Source organism: Streptomyces decoyicus (genome assembly GCF_019880305.1).
Taxonomy (GTDB): Bacteria; Actinomycetota; Actinomycetes; order Streptomycetales; family Streptomycetaceae; genus Streptomyces; species Streptomyces decoyicus.
On record NZ_CP082301.1, the window covers coordinates 1,009,146 to 1,027,846 of the forward strand.

Sequence of the window (18,701 nt, forward strand, 5' to 3'; positions counted from 1 at the left end):
CCTCACGCCCGGAAGACGTGCCGGCGGATCGCGGCGGCGTTGGAGAAGATCCGGATACCCAGCACCACGACGACGCCGGTGGAGAGTTGGGCGCCGACGCCCAACTTGTCGCCGAGGAAGACGATCAGCGCGGCGACGACGACATTCGACAGGAAGGAGACCACGAAGACCTTGTCGTCGAAGATGCCGTCCAGCATCGCGCGCAGACCACCGAACACGGCATCCAGCGCCGCGACGACAGCGATCGGCAAGTAGGGCTCGACCACCGTCGGCACCACGGGTCGGACGACAAGTCCGACCACGACTCCCACGATGAGGCCCAATACGGCGATCACGATGTGCCCTTCCCTGTGTCGGCGCCGTCCGCCTTGGCGGCACCGGCCTGTGGCTTTGCGGTACGTACGATCAAACTGGGCGCGGGCGGCAGCGTGACCTCGTTCTCCGCGGAAATCCTGGTACGTACGCCGTAGTTCTCCTGCAACACATGCAGGTACTGGCCATCGGCGCTGCCCTGGAACGCGGTGCTCAGCCGCTGCCCGTCCCCCACCGCCAGCACCGTATAAGGCGGCACCAGTGGCTTGTTGTCGACCAGTATGGCGTCTCCTGCGGCTCTGATCGCCGAGAGTGACGTAAGCCGCTGTCCATTGACGGAGATGGCCTCCGCACCGGACGCCCACAGGCCGTTGACCACGCGTTGCATGTCCCTGTCGCGTACCCGCCCCGTGTCCGAAAAACCACTGCTCTCGCGCGGACCGCCGCCATGGGACTCCGCGCCCTTGGCGTCGTCCACGACGAGCTTCACGCCGGGCCCGGTGGCCTGCGAGGAACCGGAGAGCAGAGCCAGCAGTTCGGCCTTGTCGCCGCCGTGCTTCTTCAGCGCCTCGCGCTGCATTCTGCTGACGTCGTCCCGGAGCGCATCGACCCGCTGCTGCTGCCGGTCCGCCTCGCCGGTGCCCTTCTGGATGCGGTTGATCAGCTCCGTACGCTCCTTGGCCAGCGTCGGTGCGGATATCCGCGCCTGCGCCGCCCCCACCGTCACCACGACCGCGGCGAGCACCAGACCGGCCGCGAGGCCCAACTTCGCCCGCAAAGTACGCGGCAGGCCGCGCACGCCGGCTTCGGACTTCCGCGCGGCGGCCTCGGCATATCCGTCGTCGAGGCTGTGATCCATCACATTGTTCAGCAGCGACATGGACGCATCGGGGCGCGCGGCCGGCGTGTTCGTGTTGCTCCGATCGGGGCGCTGCTGCGACATGCCGCACATCGTCGCACGTCCGCCGCACAGTCTCCCAATGGCCCCACCGGCGTGCCCGGGCACGACCCGCCGGCGGGGTCCGGGTCAGCGTCCTGCGCTGTCCACCACTGCGGACCACTCGTCCAGCAGCTGCTGGGCGGAGGCGTCATCGGGGCCTTCCGCCCACAAGTGGGTGACGGCCTCAGCGGGGTCGGGCAGCACCAGAACCCAGCGGCCGTCGGGCTCCACGACCCGTACGCCGTCGGTCGTGTCCACGTCCCGGTCACCGGCCGCCTCGACGACATGCCGCATGACGAGCCCCTTGACCGCCCAGGGAGTGGCCAGGTCACGGCGCTGGACATGCGCCCGCGGGATCCGGGCATCGATCTGGCTGAGCGTGAGCTGGGTGCGGGCCACCAGGCCGATCAACCGGACGAACGCCGCCGCGCCGTCGAAGACGCTGCTGAACTCGGGGACGATGAAGCCGCCCATGCCGTCCCCGCCGAAGACGGTGCCGTCTTCGCGTCCCACCCGGGTCAGATCGTCGGGCGACGTCGTCGTCCACTCCACCTGCGTGCCGTGGTACGCCGCCACCTGCTCGGCGATCCGGGTCGTGGTCACCGGAAGCGCCACCCGCCCGGTGCGCCGTTCGGCCGCGACCAGATCCAGCATGACCAGCAGCGCCCGGTCGTCCTCGATGATCCGGCCGCGCTCGTCCACGAGGGACAGCCGCTCGCCCACGGGGTCGAAGCGCACACCGAACGCCGCCCGTGCCGAGGCCACGATCTCCCCGAGCCGGACGAGCCCGGAACGCCGGGCGTCGGCCGTCTCGGTCGGCCGGGACTCGTCGAGCCCGGGGTTGATGGTCAGGGAGTCCACACCGAGCCGGCCCAGGAGGCTGGGCAGGACAAGGCCGGCACTGCCGTTCGAGGCGTCCACGACGACCTTCAGTCCCGCCTCGCCGATGCCCGTGATGTCCACGGCCCGCAACAGGCTGCCGGTATAGGAGTCGAAGACGCTGGCCGGGAAGATCAGATCACCGATCTCGCCGGGGAAGGCGCGACGGTACTCCTGGCGGGCGAAGACCCGGTCGAGCTTGCGCTGCCCGGCCTGCGAGAGGTCGGCGCCCCGCTCGTCGAAGAACATGATGTCGACGGAGTCCGGCACTCCGGGCGTCGTCCGGACCATGATGCCGCCGGCGCTGCCCCGGGCGGTCTGCTGGCGTGCGACCGGCAACGGGACGTTCTCCAGGTCGCGTACGTCGATGGCGCTGGCCTGAAGAGCGGAGATCACCGCGCGCTTCAGTGCCCGCGCGCCACGGGAGTGGTCTCGCGCGGTGGTGACCGTGGAGCCCTTCTTGAGCGTGGTGGCATACGCGCCCGCGAGCCGCACGGCGAGTTCCGGCGTGATCTCGACATTGAGAATCCCGGACACACCGCGGGCGCCGAACAGATGAGCCTGGCCGCGGGACTCCCAGATCACCGAGGTGTTGACGAACGCGCCGGCCTCGATGGTCTTGAACGGATAGACCCGCACATTGCCCTGGACGATCGACTCCTCGCCGATGAGGCATTCGTCGCCGATGACGGCACCGTCCTCGATCCGGGCGGCCCGCATGATGTCGGTGTTCTTGCCGATCACACAGCCGCGCAGATTGCTCTGCTGCCCGATGTAGACGTTGTCGTGCACCACGGCCCGGTGCAGGAACGCACCGCTCTTGACGACGACATTGGAGCCGACGACGGTGTGCTCGCGAAGCTCGGCTTCCGCTTCGATCTTGGCGTAGTCACCGATGTACAACGGGCCGCGGAGCACCGCGTCGGGGTGGACGTCGGCGCCCTCGGCGACCCATACGCCCGGCGAGATCTCGAAGCCGTCGATTTCGACATCGACCTTGCCTTCGAGCACATCGGCCTGGGCCTTCACATAGCTTTCGTGAGTGCCGACATCCTCCCAGTAGCCCTCGGCAATATAGCCGTAGATCGGCTTGCCTTCCTTCATGAGCTGCGGAAAGACATCGCCGGACCAGTCGACCGGCACATCGGGCTCGAAGTAGTCGAAGACCTCCGGCTCCATGACGTAGATACCGGTGTTGACCGTGTCGGAGAAGACCTGGCCCCAGGTGGGCTTTTCCAGGAAACGTTCGACCTTGCCGGCCTCGTCGACGATGGTGATGCCGAATTCGAGCGGGTTGGGCACCCGCGTGAGGCAGACGGTGACGAGGGCGCCCTTTTCCTTGTGGAACCGGATCAGATCGGTGAGATCGAAGTCCGTGAGGGCGTCACCGGAGATGACGAGGAAAGCGTCGTCCTTGAGGGCTTCCTCGGCATTCTTCACGCTGCCCGCGGTGCCGAGTGGCTTTTCCTCATTGGCATAGGTGAGCTCCATTCCGAGCTCTTCGCCATCGCCGAAGTAGTTCTTTACGAGCGAGGCGAGGAATTGCACGGTTACGACGGTCTCATTGAGACCATGCCGTTTCAGCAGCCTGAGTACATGCTCCATGATCGGCCTGTTGGCAACAGGAAGCAGGGGCTTGGGCATGCTGGACGTCATAGGGCGAAGTCGTGTTCCTTCGCCGCCGGCCATCACAACGGCCTTCATGTCGGAAGCGTCCTCCTCTAAGAGACGACGGTCTTGCCGACTTCACCTGTCCAAATCGCCCGCTGTTCCAGTTTTCTGGGTGCGGGCGCCGGGCCCTGGCACAACCTGCCGGTTCGGAAAGCTCAGTCGGCCGTGGTGTCCGCCCTGATGAGTCGACGGACCTGGACCACGTAGAGGATCCCTGCCCACCAGTAGAGCGCCGTACCCCATCCTGCGAACGCCCATCCGAAAACAGTGGCGAGTTCGTGAAGCCAGCCCTTCCTGTCGCTCAGGAGGAGCAACGGGAAGGCATACATCAAGTTGAACGTAGCCGCTTTGCCCAGGAAGTTCACCTGGGGAGGCCCGTAACCGTGGCGTCCGAGGAATCCGACCGCGATGAGCAGCATCAGTTCCCGTGCCAGCAGGGCCGCGGTGAGCCAGAGCGGCAGGATCTCGCGCCACGTCAGACCGACGAGGGTGGACAGGATGTAGAGGCGGTCGGCAGCCGGGTCGAGGATTCGCCCCAGACTGCTGATCTGGTTCCAGCGACGGGCGAGTTTGCCGTCCAGGTAGTCACTGACACCGCTCAGCGCGAGGATCAGGAGCGCCCAGACATCAGCGTTCGGGCCACCGAATTCCGGCCACAGGATCAGCCACAGGAACACCGGCACGCCAACGAGGCGCGCCATGCTCAGGACATTCGGGATGGTGAGGACGCGATCCGTCTGGACCCGCGTCTCCTGGACCTCCACGCGGGGGCCTCCTGTGGGGGAAATGTGCCAACGATGCCCCCTGACCTTACCTGCCCCGCCGGCCGTGCCATGCTCCGGGTCCCAAGATCACGAAAACGCAGAAAAGCCCCGCAAGAACCGAGGTTCTTGCGGGGCTTTTCTCAAAATTTGTTCGGCGGCGTCCTACTCTCCCACAGGGTCCCCCCTGCAGTACCATCGGCGCTGAAAGGCTTAGCTTCCGGGTTCGAAATGTAACCGGGCGTTTCCCTAACGCAATGACCACCGAAACACTATGAAGTTGACCAACCCGGCAAAGACACAGGTCGTTACTTCAGAACCTACACAGTGGACGCGAGCAACTGAGGACAAGCCCTCGGCCTATTAGTACCAGTCAACTCCACCCGTTACCAGGCTTCCATATCTGGCCTATCAACCCAGTCGTCTACTGGGAGCCTTAACCCCTCAAAGGGGGTGGGAGTACTCATCTCGAAGCAGGCTTCCCGCTTAGATGCTTTCAGCGGTTATCCTTTCCGAACGTAGCCAACCAGCCATGCCCTTGGCAGGACAACTGGCACACCAGAGGTTCGTCCGTCCCGGTCCTCTCGTACTAGGGACAGCCCTTCTCAATACTCCTACGCGCACAGCGGATAGGGACCGAACTGTCTCACGACGTTCTAAACCCAGCTCGCGTACCGCTTTAATGGGCGAACAGCCCAACCCTTGGGACCGACTCCAGCCCCAGGATGCGACGAGCCGACATCGAGGTGCCAAACCATCCCGTCGATATGGACTCTTGGGGAAGATCAGCCTGTTATCCCCGGGGTACCTTTTATCCGTTGAGCGACGGCGCTTCCACAAGCCACCGCCGGATCACTAGTCCCTACTTTCGTACCTGCTCGACCCGTCAGTCTCACAGTCAAGCTCCCTTGTGCACTTACACTCAACACCTGATTGCCAACCAGGCTGAGGGAACCTTTGGGCGCCTCCGTTACTCTTTAGGAGGCAACCGCCCCAGTTAAACTACCCACCAGACACTGTCCCTGATCCGGATCACGGACCCAGGTTAGACATCCAGCACGACCAGAGTGGTATTTCAACAATGACTCCACAACCACTGGCGTGGCTGCTTCAAAGTCTCCCACCTATCCTACACAAGCCGAACCGAACACCAATATCAAGCTATAGTAAAGGTCCCGGGGTCTTTCCGTCCTGCTGCGCGAAACGAGCATCTTTACTCGTAATGCAATTTCACCGGGCCTATGGTTGAGACAGTCGAGAAGTCGTTACGCCATTCGTGCAGGTCGGAACTTACCCGACAAGGAATTTCGCTACCTTAGGATGGTTATAGTTACCACCGCCGTTTACTGGCGCTTAAGTTCTCAGCTTCGCCACACCGAAATGTGACTAACCGGTCCCCTTAACGTTCCAGCACCGGGCAGGCGTCAGTCCGTATACATCGCCTTACGGCTTCGCACGGACCTGTGTTTTTAGTAAACAGTCGCTTCTCGCTGGTCTCTGCGGCCACCACCAGCTCAGGAAGTAAATTCCATCACCAGCAATGGCCCCCCTTCTCCCGAAGTTACGGGGGCATTTTGCCGAGTTCCTTAACCATAGTTCACCCGAACGCCTCGGTATTCTCTACCTGACCACCTGAGTCGGTTTAGGGTACGGGCCGCCATGAAACTCGCTAGAGGCTTTTCTCGACAGCATAGGATCATCCACTTCACCACAATCGGCTCGGCATCAGGTCTCACCCTCATGTCATCCGGATTTGCCTAGATGACGGGCTACACCCTTACCCCGGGACAACCACCGCCCGGGCTGGACTACCTTCCTGCGTCACCCCATCGCTTACCTACTACCACCTTGGATCGGCGGCTCCACCACGTCCCTTTGTCCGAAGACTCCAGGCCGGCTTCACGGCCTTAGCATTAATGGATTCGATATTGGGCGTTTCAAAGCGGGTACCGGAATATCAACCGGTTGTCCATCGACTACGCCTGTCGGCCTCGCCTTAGGTCCCGACTTACCCTGGGCAGATCAGCTTGACCCAGGAACCCTTAGTCAATCGGCGCACACGTTTCCCACGTGTGTATCGCTACTCATGCCTGCATTCTCACTCGTGAACCGTCCACAACTCGTTTCCACGGCTGCTTCACCCGGCACACGACGCTCCCCTACCCATCACAACGGACGTTGGTCCTCATGCTGCAATGACACGACTTCGGCGGTGTGCTTGAGCCCCGCTACATTGTCGGCGCGGAATCACTTGACCAGTGAGCTATTACGCACTCTTTCAAGGGTGGCTGCTTCTAAGCCAACCTCCTGGTTGTCTCTGCGACTCCACATCCTTTCCCACTTAGCACACGCTTAGGGGCCTTAGTCGATGCTCTGGGCTGTTTCCCTCTCGACCATGGAGCTTATCCCCCACAGTCTCACTGCCGCGCTCTCACTTACCGGCATTCGGAGTTTGGCTAAGGTCAGTAACCCGGTAGGGCCCATCGCCTATCCAGTGCTCTACCTCCGGCAAGAAACACACGACGCTGCACCTAAATGCATTTCGGGGAGAACCAGCTATCACGGAGTTTGATTGGCCTTTCACCCCTAACCACAGGTCATCCCCCAGGTTTTCAACCCTGGTGGGTTCGGTCCTCCACGAAGTCTTACCTCCGCTTCAACCTGCCCATGGCTAGATCACTCCGCTTCGGGTCTTGGGCACGCTACTCAACGCCCTATTCGGACTCGCTTTCGCTACGGCTTCCCCACACGGGTTAACCTCGCAACATACCGCAAACTCGCAGGCTCATTCTTCAAAAGGCACGCAGTCACGACACAAGGAACAAGTTCCTTGTGCGACGCTCCCACGGCTTGTAGGCACACGGTTTCAGGTACTATTTCACTCCGCTCCCGCGGTACTTTTCACCATTCCCTCACGGTACTATCCGCTATCGGTCACCAGGGAATATTTAGGCTTAACGGGTGGTCCCGCCAGATTCACACGGGATTTCTCGGGCCCCGTGCTACTTGGGTGTCTCTTAAACGAGCCGTTGATGTTTCAGCTACGGGGGTCTTACCCTCTACGCCGGACCTTTCGCATGTCCTTCGCCTACACCAACGGTTTCTGACTCGTCCCACAGCCGGCAGACTGCAGTAAAGAGATCCCACAACCCCAACCACGCAACCCCTGCCGGGTATCACACGTGACTGGTTTGGCCTCATCCGGTTTCGCTCGCCACTACTCCCGGAATCACTGTTGTTTTCTCTTCCTGCGGGTACTGAGATGTTTCACTTCCCCGCGTTCCCTCCACACTGCCTATGTGTTCAGCAGCGGGTGACAGCCCATGACGACTGCCGGGTTTCCCCATTCGGACACCCCCGGATCAAAGCTCGGTTGACAGCTCCCCGGGGCCTATCGTGGCCTCCCACGTCCTTCATCGGTTCCTGGTGCCAAGGCATCCACCGTGCGCCCTTAAAAACTTGGCCACAGATGCTCGCGTCCACTGTGCAGTTCTCAAGCAACGACCAGCCACCCACCACCCCAACCCGAAGGCTGAGTTCACTGGGGCCGGCATCGCGAAGGTCCAGACTCACAGTCCGTACCCTCAGATACCCAACAACGTGCCCGGCCCACTCCATCAATCCCCACGTTCCACGCCGAAGCAGTACTAGTGACAACCAATCAAGTGTGCCGAATAGTCAACGTTCCACCCATGAGCAACCAGCATCAGACATTCGCTGATGTACTGGCCTCTGACCAACCGAAGTTGGTAAGAAGTGCTCCTTAGAAAGGAGGTGATCCAGCCGCACCTTCCGGTACGGCTACCTTGTTACGACTTCGTCCCAATCGCCAGTCCCACCTTCGACGATTCCCTCCCACAAGGGGTTGGGCCACCGGCTTCGGGTGTTACCGACTTTCGTGACGTGACGGGCGGTGTGTACAAGGCCCGGGAACGTATTCACCGCAGCAATGCTGATCTGCGATTACTAGCAACTCCGACTTCATGGGGTCGAGTTGCAGACCCCAATCCGAACTGAGACCGGCTTTTTGAGATTCGCTCCACCTCGCGGTATCGCAGCTCATTGTACCGGCCATTGTAGCACGTGTGCAGCCCAAGACATAAGGGGCATGATGACTTGACGTCGTCCCCACCTTCCTCCGAGTTGACCCCGGCAGTCTCCTGTGAGTCCCCATCACCCCGAAGGGCATGCTGGCAACACAGAACAAGGGTTGCGCTCGTTGCGGGACTTAACCCAACATCTCACGACACGAGCTGACGACAGCCATGCACCACCTGTACACCGACCACAAGGGGGCGCCTGTCTCCAGACGTTTCCGGTGTATGTCAAGCCTTGGTAAGGTTCTTCGCGTTGCGTCGAATTAAGCCACATGCTCCGCTGCTTGTGCGGGCCCCCGTCAATTCCTTTGAGTTTTAGCCTTGCGGCCGTACTCCCCAGGCGGGGAACTTAATGCGTTAGCTGCGGCACGGACGACGTGGAATGTCGCCCACACCTAGTTCCCAACGTTTACGGCGTGGACTACCAGGGTATCTAATCCTGTTCGCTCCCCACGCTTTCGCTCCTCAGCGTCAGTATCGGCCCAGAGATCCGCCTTCGCCACCGGTGTTCCTCCTGATATCTGCGCATTTCACCGCTACACCAGGAATTCCGATCTCCCCTACCGAACTCTAGCCTGCCCGTATCGAATGCAGACCCGGGGTTAAGCCCCGGGCTTTCACATCCGACGTGACAAGCCGCCTACGAGCTCTTTACGCCCAATAATTCCGGACAACGCTTGCGCCCTACGTATTACCGCGGCTGCTGGCACGTAGTTAGCCGGCGCTTCTTCTGCAGGTACCGTCACTCTCGCTTCTTCCCTGCTGAAAGAGGTTTACAACCCGAAGGCCGTCATCCCTCACGCGGCGTCGCTGCATCAGGCTTTCGCCCATTGTGCAATATTCCCCACTGCTGCCTCCCGTAGGAGTCTGGGCCGTGTCTCAGTCCCAGTGTGGCCGGTCGCCCTCTCAGGCCGGCTACCCGTCGTCGCCTTGGTAGGCCATCACCCCACCAACAAGCTGATAGGCCGCGGGCTCATCCTTCACCGCCGGAGCTTTCCACACACAGACCATGCGGTCGTGTGTCGTATCCGGTATTAGACCCCGTTTCCAGGGCTTGTCCCAGAGTGAAGGGCAGATTGCCCACGTGTTACTCACCCGTTCGCCACTAATCCCCTCCCGAAGGAGGTTCATCGTTCGACTTGCATGTGTTAAGCACGCCGCCAGCGTTCGTCCTGAGCCAGGATCAAACTCTCCGTGAATGTTTACCCGTAATCGGGTCAACACACACGAGAGCGGAACGACCAGACGGAATAAGTCCGGTCGTTCACAGCGTCCTCGCTGTGTGTGCCACCCCGACCGCATGGGCCGTGGTGGGCTTTCAAAGGAACCTCATCCACCGAAGTGGACGGGGTATCAACATATCTGGCGTTGACTTTTGGCACGCTGTTGAGTTCTCAAGGAACGGACGCTTCCTTTGTGCCTTATCGGTCCTGATTGACTCAGTACCGGGCTCTCCGGGCGCTTCCCTTCGGTGTTTCACACTCTATCAGGCCTTTTTCGTCTTCCGAACCGCCGCTTTTCTGCAGACATGCAGATGCGCGCAATTCTTGAGTCGCGATCAAGACGCTGGGAGTGCCGCCCACCTCAACCGGACGCAGTTGACTGCGTTCTGGCTGTCCGGGGCAGGTCTCAGACAGTACAGCTCCGGTGTGGGCGAGGCAAATCGATTCAGCGGGACGCGCGCTCCGCAACCGGCGTCTCTCGTGCGGAACCGCCAGTTCCTATGACTTACGCTTCTGAACGGTGCGCCGTCCAGGACAGGTAGTGACGGCGGCCTGATGAATCTCCACCCCTGGGAGGCTTCCCATGACCACCGTGACGTCCCCTCTTGCCGGACGCGCCATCGGACTCGCGGCTGTGCCCGACCCGGTGTTCTCCGGAGCGATGGTGGGTCCCGGTACCGCCATCGATCCGGTGCGTGAGCCGTCTACTGCTGTTTCGCCCGTGGACGGTGTTCTCGTATCGCTGCACCCGCACGCGTTTGTCGTCGTCGACTCCGAGGGGCACGGCGTGCTCACCCACCTTGGTATCGACACCGTTCAGCTCAATGGCGAGGGCTTCGAGCTGCTCGTGAACAAGGGTGACACCGTTGCCCGCGGCCAGGAGATCGTGCGCTGGAACCCGGCGGCGGTCGAGGAGGCCGGTAAGTCGCCGGTGTGCCCGGTCGTCGCGCTGGAGGCCACTGCGGACTCGCTCGGCGAGGTGCGCGAGGACGGCGACGTCAAGGCGGGCGACCAGCTCTTCTCCTGGCAGTAGCCGGGCGCCGTCCCGAACGGCAGGTACGACATCCATCGCGGTGGCTTCAGCCGTCGCATCAACCGGAGACGGGTGCAATGGAGACAACGCTGCGAGGCGTCGGCGTCAGCCATGGTGTGGCGATCGGCGAGGTGCGGCACATGGGCACGGCGGTCCTCGAGCCGCCGGCCAAGCAGATTCCGGCGGACGAGGCGGAGCGCGAACAGGGGCGTGCCCGGCAGGCCGTGGAAGCTGTTGCCGCTGACCTGATAGCTCGGGGGAATCTGGCGGGCGGCGAGGCCCAGGCCGTGCTGGAGGCCCAGGCCCTGATGGCTCAGGACCCCGAGCTGATTGCTGATGTCGAGCGGCGGATCGCCGTCGGCTCCACCGCCGAGCGCGGTGTGTACGACGCGTTCGCCGCCTACCGGGCGCTGCTCGCCGGTGCCGGTGAGTACCTCGCGGGCCGGGTCGCCGACCTCGATGATGTGCGCAACCGGATCGTCGCCCGGCTGCTGGGTGTGCCGATGCCGGGTGTGCCGGACAGCGACGAGCCGTATGTGCTGATCGCGCGCGATCTGGCGCCGGCCGACACTGCGCTGCTCGACCCGACGCTGGTGCTCGGGTTCGTGACCGAGGAGGGCGGGCCGACCAGTCACAGCGCGATTCTCGCGCGGGCGCTGGGTGTGCCGGCCATCGTCGCGCTGCCCGGTGCGGGTGAACTCGTCGAGGGCACGGTCATCGCGGTCGACGGCAGCACCGGTGAGGTGTTCGTGGAGCCGAGCGCCGAGAAGCGTGCGGTGCTGGAGCAGGCCGCGGCGGAGCGGAAGGCCGCGCTGGCGGCGTCGTCCGGTCCCGGTGCCACGTCCGACGGGCACAAGGTGCCGCTGCTGGCGAATGTCGGTGGGCCCGGTGATGTGGCCGCGGCGGTTGAGGCCGGGGCCGAGGGTGTCGGTCTCTTCCGTACTGAGTTCCTGTTCCTGGACGACAGCAAGAACGCGCCGTCCGAGGAGAAGCAGGTCGAGGCGTACCGGAAGGTGCTGGAGGCGTTTCCGGAGGGCCGCGTGGTCGTGCGCGTGCTGGACGCCGGTGCCGATAAGCCGCTGGACTTCCTGACGCCGGCCGACGAGCCGAACCCCGCGCTGGGTGTGCGGGGGCTGCGGACGCTGCTCGACCACCCGGATGTGCTGCGTACGCAGCTGACGGCGCTGGCGAAGGCGGCCGAGGGGCTGCCGGTCTACCTCGAGGTCATGGCGCCGATGGTGGCGGACCGGCTCGACGCGAAGGCGTTCGCGGATGCCTGCCGGGAGGCCGGGCTCCAGGCGAAGTTCGGCGCGATGGTGGAGATCCCGTCGGCTGCTCTTCGGGCGCGGTCGATTCTTCAGGAGGTCGAGTTCCTTTCGCTGGGGACCAATGACCTGGCGCAGTACACCTTCGCCGCCGACCGTCAGGTGGGGGCCGTCTCGCGGCTCCAGGACCCCTGGCAGCCGGCGCTGCTGGATCTTGTGGCGGTTTCGGCCGAGGCGGCCAAGGCCGAGGGCAAGAGCTGTGGTGTCTGTGGTGAGGCGGCCTCCGATCCGCTGTTGGCGTGTGTGCTGACGGGGCTCGGTGTCACCAGCCTTTCGATGGGTGCGGCGTCGCTTCCGTACGTACGGTCGACGCTGTCCAAGCACACGCTGGCGCAGTGCGAGCGGGCGGCGGCCGCGGCGCGTGCCGCGGACACCGCCGAGGACGCGCGGGCTGCCGCGCAGGCGGTGCTCTCCGGGGAGTGATCTCGCGCGGCGCATGCGTCGCAGGAGTGTTGACGGCCGTCCCGCCCTTCTGGCGGGGCGGCCGTTGTGTGTGGGCCGGGCGGGAGGGTGCGGTCAGTGGTGGTGGGGGTCGGGCGGCGGTGTGAGGGGGAGGCCGGGGGCGTAGTCGACGCGGTGCTCGGGCGGGATCGGGTCGCCGGTGTCGGCGTCGGTGCAGTAGGCGGTGAAGACCTCGGCGGCGCCGAGGGGGCGGGGCCAGGAGTCGCCCAGGGTCCAGCCGCGGACCGTGTCGTGGGCGCCGTCGCCCGTGGCGTCACGGTCGGTGGGGGCGGTGGTGGTGCGGGAGACGAGGCCGCCGGGGGTGCGCAGGGCGAAGCCGGCGGCGAGGACCGTGCAGAAGACGAGGGTCTCGGATTCGGCGAGCTGGGGCCGGGCGCCGTCGCGGCCGGTGGCGTGGAGGACCGCCAGGAGGGGCGGGTCTCCGGCCGCGACGGAGCAGACGAGGTGGTGGGTGCCTTCGCCGAGGGAGGCCAGAAGCTGCTGGAGGGCCTGGGTGGCGCGGGCGAAGGCGGCGTGGCCCAGGTCTTCGCCGCACTCCTCGCAGGTGCCGGCGCGGGCCAGGAGGCCGGAGGCGTGGTCCCAGGTCGCCTGGCGGTCGGCTTCTTCGACGAGTAACGGGAGCAGCTGGGTCAGCGGCTCGCCCTGGTAGGTCAAGGTGGCGCCGGTGCGGGCGACTTCGGCGGTGTAGCGGCTGCGGCTGTCGGGGCGGTCGGGGTCCAGGGCGAGGTCCGTGCAGTATTTCTCGTAGGCGGCCGGGTCGAAGAGGCTGATGGTCGTGAGCACGCCCTGGGAGGCGAAGCGGCGCAGCAGGGTCTCCATCTGCCGGAGGTAGCTGCGGTGGTCGTCGAACGGGAAGGTGCGGTAGCGGCGCATGGCGGTGAAGTCCTGCTCGTCGGCCAGGACTGCGGCGCTGCTGGGGACTTCGCGGCGTAGTGCGCGGCGGGCGGTGGACGGGTCGGTGTGCCGGGATGTGGATGTCATGACTCCCCCTGAGTGAGATGCGCCGGCTCTGTCTGAGGTGCGGCGGCCGTACATCACTTGTCACAGAGAGTAATCGGGGGGTCTGACAATGCGGCGCGGCGCCGGGCCGCGGGGCGTGGGTGCCCTGGCGGTCCGGCGCCGGACGGGCCTACTGCGCGCGGTCGGCGGCGTGGTCGCGGGCCACCCGCTCGTAGAACCGGAGCAGTTCGAGGTTGTCGACGGAGCCGGGGTTGACGGCCTTGTCGAGCGGGGTGCCCTGGAGGAGGCGCTTGACGGGGACCTCGATGCGTTTGCCGGTGAGGGTGTGCGGGACGCCGGGGGCTTCGATGATGTCGTCGGGGACGTGGCGGGGCGAGAGCTGGTCCCGGATGGTCCGCTTGATGCGGTCGCGCAGGGCGTCGTCGAGGGTGGCGCCGGGGGCCAGGTGGACGAAGAGCGGCATCCAGTAGCCGCCGTCGGGGAGCTCCAGGCCGATGACGAGGGATTCGCGGATCTCGGGGAGCCGTTCGACGGCTTCGTAGATGTCGGCGGAGCCCATCCGGACGCCCTGGCGGTTGAGGGTGGAGTCGGAGCGGCCGTGGATGACGACGCTGCCGCGGGAGGTGACGGTGATCCAGTCGCCGTGCCGCCAGACGCCGGGGTACATGTCGAAGTAGCTGTCGTGGTAGCGGGTGCCCTCGGGGTCGTTCCAGAAGCGGGTGGGCATGGACGGCATGGGGTTGGTGACGACGAGCTCGCCGACCTCGTCGACGACCGGCTTGCCCTGGGCGTCCCAGGCCTGGAGGTCGGTGCCGAGGCAGGGTGCCTGGAGTTCGCCGATGTGGACGGGCAGGGTCGGGACGGCGCCGGCGAAGCAGCTGCAGACGTCGGTGCCGCCGCTGACGGAGGCGGTCCACAGGTCGGCGCCGCTCTCCGCGAAGGAGTCGTGCAGCCAGCGGAAGCCGTCCGGCGGGAGCGGGGAGCCGGTGGTGGCGACGCAGGTGATGGCGGAGAGGTCGAGGTCGCGGGCCGGGTGGATACCGGCCTTGCGGCAGGCCATGACGTAGGCGGCGGAGGTGCCGAAGACGGTGGCGCGGGTGGTTTCGGCGACCCGCCATTGGGCGGAGATGTCGGGGTGGCCCGGGCTGCCGTCGTAGAGCACGATCGTGGAGCCCACCAGGAGGCCGGCGACGAGGAAGTTCCACATCATCCAGCCGGTGGAGGTGTACCAGAAGAACCGGTCGTCGGGGCCGAGGTCGCAGTGCAGGCCGGTCTGCTTGAGGTGTTCGAGCAGGATGCCGCCCTGGGACTGGACGATGGCCTTGGGCAGGCCGGTGGTGCCGGAGGAGTACAGGACCCACAGCGGGTGGTCGAACGGGACCTGCTCGAAGACCGGTTCGGTGTCGTTCGAGGTCAGGTCCGACCAGGTCAGGGCGCCTTCGGGGGCGGGGGTGCCGAGGAGGGGGATGTGAACGACGGCGCGCAGGGTGGGAAGTTCGGCGCGGAGTTCGGCGACGGTGTCGCGGCGGTCGTGTTCCTTGCCGCCGTAGCGGTAGCCGTCGACGGTGAACAGGACGACGGGTTCGATCTGCTGGAAGCGGTCCAGCACGCTGCGGGCGCCGAAGTCGGGGGCGCAGGAGGTCCATACGCCGCCGACCGCGGCGGTGGCGAGGAGCGCCACGACGGCCTGCGGGATGTTGGGGACGTAGGCGCTGACGCGGTCGCCGGGGCGGACGCCGAGGCGGCGGAGTTCGGCGGCCAGCGATCCGACCTGGGCGCGCAGCTCCGTCCAGGTGACGGGGGTGGGCTCATGGGTCTCGTCGACGTACAGCAGCGCGGGCGCGTCGGCGCGGGCCGGGTCCTCGGCGGCGCGCAGGGCGTGCTCGGCGTAGTTGAGGATGGCGCCGGGGAACCAGCGGGCGCCGGGCATCGCACGGTCGGCGAGGACGGTCTCGTACGGGGTGGCGAAGCGGACGTCGAACCACTCCGCGGTGGCCTGCCAGAAGGCGGGGAGGTCGTCGACGGACCAGCGGTGCAGAGCGGCGTAGCTCGTGGCGGGGTCGCCGGGGGTGGGGGCGGGTGCGCCGTGGTGCGTGGCCGCCCAGGCGTGGAAGCGGGTGACCTGTGCGCCGGCGATACGGTCCGGGCCTGGTTGCCAGAGGGGTTCCGGCTGCGGGGCGGACGGCGGTGCGGTGGTCATGATGCGGCTCCCGGGCGGTACGCGTCGTAGGCGTCGGGCGCGCACGGCGGCGGGGGTCCCCCGGCCCAGCGGGTGGGCGTGTGCGCGTGACACGGCTTGCCTGGACGATGCCATGTGATCGACTTCCGCACCAGGGTGGGCTCCCCACATTCGAGGGGTGGCGGATGTGGTGGCGGCATGTGGTGCGGGACGGTTCCGGGGGGCGCACAGGGGGACATACGGCGGGAATAGGCCATCGGACGGCGATCCGCGGGCCCGAAGGCGGCCGAGCGTGACCCGGTGCAGGTGAACGGCAGTTGAACGGTGCCCGCGCACCGGGCCGGAAATGGCAGGCTGACCGGCATGGACGGGCGGGATCTGGTGCGGTCGGTACGGATGATCAAGGCGATCGGGCCGGCGCAGGGGCTACGGTCCGTGCGTACGGCGTGGCGGGCACGGCGGGCGGATGCGCTGGCGCTGCCGCGCCGCACGGCGGAGCGGGCGCGGGTCCCGGGTGCGGCGCGCGGCGCGGAGTCCCAGCCGGGCGGCGGGGTGATCCACTTCGCCCGGTCGTCGCTGCGGGTGCGGGTCGCCGCGGGCGGTGCGGTGTTCTGCGGCTGGGACGGTGCCGAGCCGGAGCCGTCGTACGCACTGGCCGGGGCGTGTCCCGAAGTGGACGCGCGGGTGGTGCTGGAGCCCGATACGGACGGCGGCTGGCGGGTGGTCTCCGAGCGGGTGCTGGTGGTGGTGTCCCGGCACGGGGCGGTGGAGGTGCGGACGCCCGGCGGGGCGGTGCTGCGGCGGGAGTTGCCGCCGCGCTGGTGGGAGTGCATAGCCGCGGCGGGTGCGGGCGGGCGGGCCGAGGGCGGCGCCGCGCGCTGGGTGCAGCGGGCGGAGGTCGCGGCCGATGCCCGGTTCTTCGGGCTGGGCGGCCGGGCGCACGGGCCGCGGCTGCGGGACGGTGCGTACCGGCTGTGGAACACCGATCCCGGTGGCGCCTTCGGGCCGGGGGACGAGCCGCTGTCGCTGACGATGCCCGTCCAGCTGGTGGTGGCGGACGCCGGTACGCATCTGGTCTTCCACGACAATTCCTGGGACGGCCGGGTGACGCTGCGCGAGGGCGCGGAGGGCGCGGGCTCGGGTCATGACCGGCCGGGTACCTGTGAGCTGCGGATGGACGGCGGACCGCTGCGCTACTGGGTGCTGGCGGGCACCCCGGCCCGGGTGCTCCAGGGCTGGACGGCGCTGACCGGGGCGCCCGCGCTGCCGCCGCAGTGGGCGCTGGGATATCAGCACGCCCGCTGGGGCTTCGGCGGGGAGGCCGAGGTGCGCCGGGTGGTGGCGGGCTACAAGGAGCGCGAACTTCCGCTGTCGGCCGTCCATTTGGACATCGACCACTACGACCGGCACCGGGTCTTCACCGTCGACCGGCAGCGCTATCCGGATCTGCCGGGTCTGGCGCGGGAGTTGCGGGCGGACGGGATACGGCTGGTGTCGATCGTGGATCCGGCGGTCAAGGCGGAGCCGGGGGACGCGGTCTATGAGGGCGGGGCGGCAGCGGACGCCTTCGTCCGGGACGCACAGGGGCAGGAGGTCCGCGGGGTGGTGTGGCCGGGCGAGTCGGTGTACCCGGATTTCACCGATGCACGGGCGCGCAAGTGGTGGGGTGCGCTCTACGCGGAGCGGCTGGCGCAGGGCTTCTCGGGGTTCTGGCACGACAGGAACGAGCCGGTCTCCTTTGCCGCCTTCGGGGAGCGGACGCTGCCGCGCTCGGCACGGCATGCGCTGGAGGGGCGGGGCGGCGACCACCGGGAGGCGCACAACGTCTACGGCCTGGCGATGGCACGGGCCGGCTTCGAGGGGCTGTGCGAACTGCGGCCGGCCGAGCGGCCGTTCCTCTTCTCCCGTTCGGGCTGGGCGGGGATGCAGCGCTACGGGGGCAGCTGGTCGGGCGATGTGGCGACGGGCTGGCCGGGGCTGCGTGCTTCGCTGTCGCTGGTGCTGGGGCTGGGGCTGTGCGGGGTGCCGTACAGCGGTCCCGATATCGGCGGGTTCTCCGGGGTGCCGTCCCCGGAGCTGTATCTGCGGTGGTTCCAACTGGGGTCCTTCATGCCCCTGTTCCGTACACATTCGGCGTTCGGGGCGGGGCGGCGGGAGCCGTGGGAGTACGGGACCGAGGTGCTCGAAGCGGCCCGTACGGCGCTGCACGAACGGCAGCGGCTGCTGCCGTACTTCGAGACGCTGGGGCAGCTGGCGCGGCTGACCGGGGCCCCGTACGTCCGGCCGGTGTGGTGGAGCACGCCGCGGGACCGGGCGCTGCGGGACTGCGAGGACGCCTTTCTGCTGGGGGATGCGCTGCTGGTGGCGCCGGTACTGGCGGCGGGCGTGACCCGGCGGCCGGTGCGGCTGCCGCGCGGCCGGTGGTACGACACCGCGAGCGGGCGGGCGTACGACGGTCCCGGGCAGGTGTGGGTGGATGCGCCGCTGTCGCGGATTCCGGTGCTGGCCCGGGCCGGTGCGGTGCTGCCGGTGGCGGGGGCGGACGGCGGGACGGAGCTGGAGGTGTGGGCGCCGGTGGCCGGGCGCGGGGGCAGCGGGCTGGTGGTGCCGGACGCCGGGGACGGCTGGCAGCGGCCGACCGTGGAGCGCTTCACCTCGCGGCGGGAGGGCGCCCGGGTGGTCGTGGAGCGGCGGGACGGGGGCGAGGTGGGGTATCCGGTGCGGGTGCGGGGGCTGGAGGAGGGGGCGGAGACGTAGCCGGGGCGGGCGGAGGCGTAGCGGGCCGGCGGTGGCGTAGCCGGGCCGGCGGTGTGGCGGGGCGGAAGGGGCGGGCGCGGCGCATGGTGGGCCTGTTGCGCG

Annotated in this window: 9 protein-coding genes and 3 rRNA genes; 3 read left to right on the top strand and 9 right to left on the bottom strand. The window is 66.7% G+C overall.

Annotation, left to right across the window (positions count from 1 at the left end):
* Positions 1 to 2: 2 nt before the first annotated feature.
* The 7 genes from K7C20_RS04290 to K7C20_RS04320 all read right to left on the bottom strand — a co-directional run bounded on the left by K7C20_RS04290 (position 3) and on the right by K7C20_RS04320 (position 9,859).
* Entirely contained in the window at positions 3 to 335 is a 333-nt protein-coding gene (locus tag K7C20_RS04290) for a small basic family protein (protein WP_003984969.1), read from the bottom strand.
* Entirely contained in the window at positions 332 to 1,255 is a 924-nt protein-coding gene (locus K7C20_RS04295) for a DUF881 domain-containing protein (RefSeq protein WP_030084942.1), read from the bottom strand. The genes K7C20_RS04290 and K7C20_RS04295 overlap by 4 nt, the downstream gene beginning before the upstream one ends.
* Positions 1,256 to 1,339: 84 nt before the next feature.
* On the bottom strand, positions 1,340 to 3,835 hold the full coding sequence (locus K7C20_RS04300; RefSeq protein ID WP_030084944.1) for a mannose-1-phosphate guanyltransferase: 2,496 nt from the start codon (positions 3,833 to 3,835) through the stop codon (positions 1,340 to 1,342).
* Between the two features lie 122 nt (positions 3,836 to 3,957).
* Entirely contained in the window at positions 3,958 to 4,566 is a 609-nt protein-coding gene (locus K7C20_RS04305; RefSeq protein ID WP_030084946.1) for a CDP-alcohol phosphatidyltransferase family protein, read from the bottom strand.
* Between the two features lie 149 nt (positions 4,567 to 4,715).
* Positions 4,716 to 4,832: ribosomal RNA gene (gene rrf, locus K7C20_RS04310) — 5S ribosomal RNA — on the bottom strand.
* Positions 4,833 to 4,906: 74 nt separating this feature from the next.
* Positions 4,907 to 8,028, bottom strand: a 23S ribosomal RNA gene (locus tag K7C20_RS04315).
* Between the two features lie 302 nt (positions 8,029 to 8,330).
* Positions 8,331 to 9,859, bottom strand: a 16S ribosomal RNA gene (locus K7C20_RS04320).
* The 16S, 23S and 5S rRNA genes sit together here, the layout of an rRNA operon.
* Before the next feature lie 607 nt (positions 9,860 to 10,466).
* Here K7C20_RS04320 and K7C20_RS04325 point away from each other — a divergent pair.
* Both K7C20_RS04325 and ptsP read left to right on the top strand, forming a co-directional pair.
* Positions 10,467 to 10,916 carry a PTS sugar transporter subunit IIA gene (locus K7C20_RS04325; RefSeq protein WP_030088803.1) on the top strand — a complete coding sequence of 150 codons (450 nt, stop codon included), beginning with the start codon at positions 10,467 to 10,469 and terminating at the stop codon, positions 10,914 to 10,916.
* Positions 10,917 to 10,993: 77 nt separating this feature from the next.
* On the top strand, positions 10,994 to 12,664 hold the full coding sequence (ptsP, locus tag K7C20_RS04330; RefSeq protein ID WP_030088801.1) for a phosphoenolpyruvate--protein phosphotransferase: 1,671 nt from the start codon (positions 10,994 to 10,996) through the stop codon (positions 12,662 to 12,664).
* Between the two features lie 93 nt (positions 12,665 to 12,757).
* On the opposite strand, the gene K7C20_RS04335 is transcribed toward ptsP, so the two are convergent.
* The gene (locus tag K7C20_RS04335) at positions 12,758 to 13,684 is read right to left on the bottom strand and encodes a hypothetical protein (protein ID WP_030088800.1); all 927 of its coding nucleotides are present in this window, start codon (positions 13,682 to 13,684) and stop codon (positions 12,758 to 12,760) included.
* A gap of 148 nt (positions 13,685 to 13,832) precedes the next feature.
* Positions 13,833 to 15,863: an acetoacetate--CoA ligase gene (locus tag K7C20_RS04340; RefSeq protein WP_053208948.1), complete on the bottom strand. Its 2,031-nt coding sequence runs from the start codon at positions 15,861 to 15,863 to the stop codon at positions 13,833 to 13,835.
* A gap of 342 nt (positions 15,864 to 16,205) precedes the next feature.
* On the opposite strand from K7C20_RS04340, the gene K7C20_RS04345 reads away from it, so the two are divergent.
* Positions 16,206 to 18,599, top strand: coding sequence for a glycoside hydrolase family 31 protein (locus tag K7C20_RS04345; RefSeq protein WP_222892563.1), 2,394 nt, complete (start codon positions 16,206 to 16,208; stop codon positions 18,597 to 18,599).
* Positions 18,600 to 18,701 lie beyond the last annotated feature (102 nt).

What these genes read in the sequence shown, in the direction of transcription:
- K7C20_RS04295 (WP_030084942.1), bottom strand. Translation starts at nt 1,255, where the DNA reads ATGTCGCAGCAGCGCCCCGATCGGAGCAACACGAACACGCCGGCCGCG.
- K7C20_RS04300 (WP_030084944.1), bottom strand. Translation starts at nt 3,835, where the DNA reads ATGAAGGCCGTTGTGATGGCCGGCGGCGAAGGAACACGACTTCGCCCT.
- K7C20_RS04325 (WP_030088803.1), top strand. Translation starts at nt 10,467, where the DNA reads ATGACCACCGTGACGTCCCCTCTTGCCGGACGCGCCATCGGACTCGCG.
- ptsP (WP_030088801.1), top strand. Translation starts at nt 10,994, where the DNA reads ATGGAGACAACGCTGCGAGGCGTCGGCGTCAGCCATGGTGTGGCGATC.
- K7C20_RS04335 (WP_030088800.1), bottom strand. Translation starts at nt 13,684, where the DNA reads ATGACATCCACATCCCGGCACACCGACCCGTCCACCGCCCGCCGCGCA.
- K7C20_RS04340 (WP_053208948.1), bottom strand. Translation starts at nt 15,863, where the DNA reads ATGACCACCGCACCGCCGTCCGCCCCGCAGCCGGAACCCCTCTGGCAA.
- K7C20_RS04345 (WP_222892563.1), top strand. Translation starts at nt 16,206, where the DNA reads ATGGACGGGCGGGATCTGGTGCGGTCGGTACGGATGATCAAGGCGATC.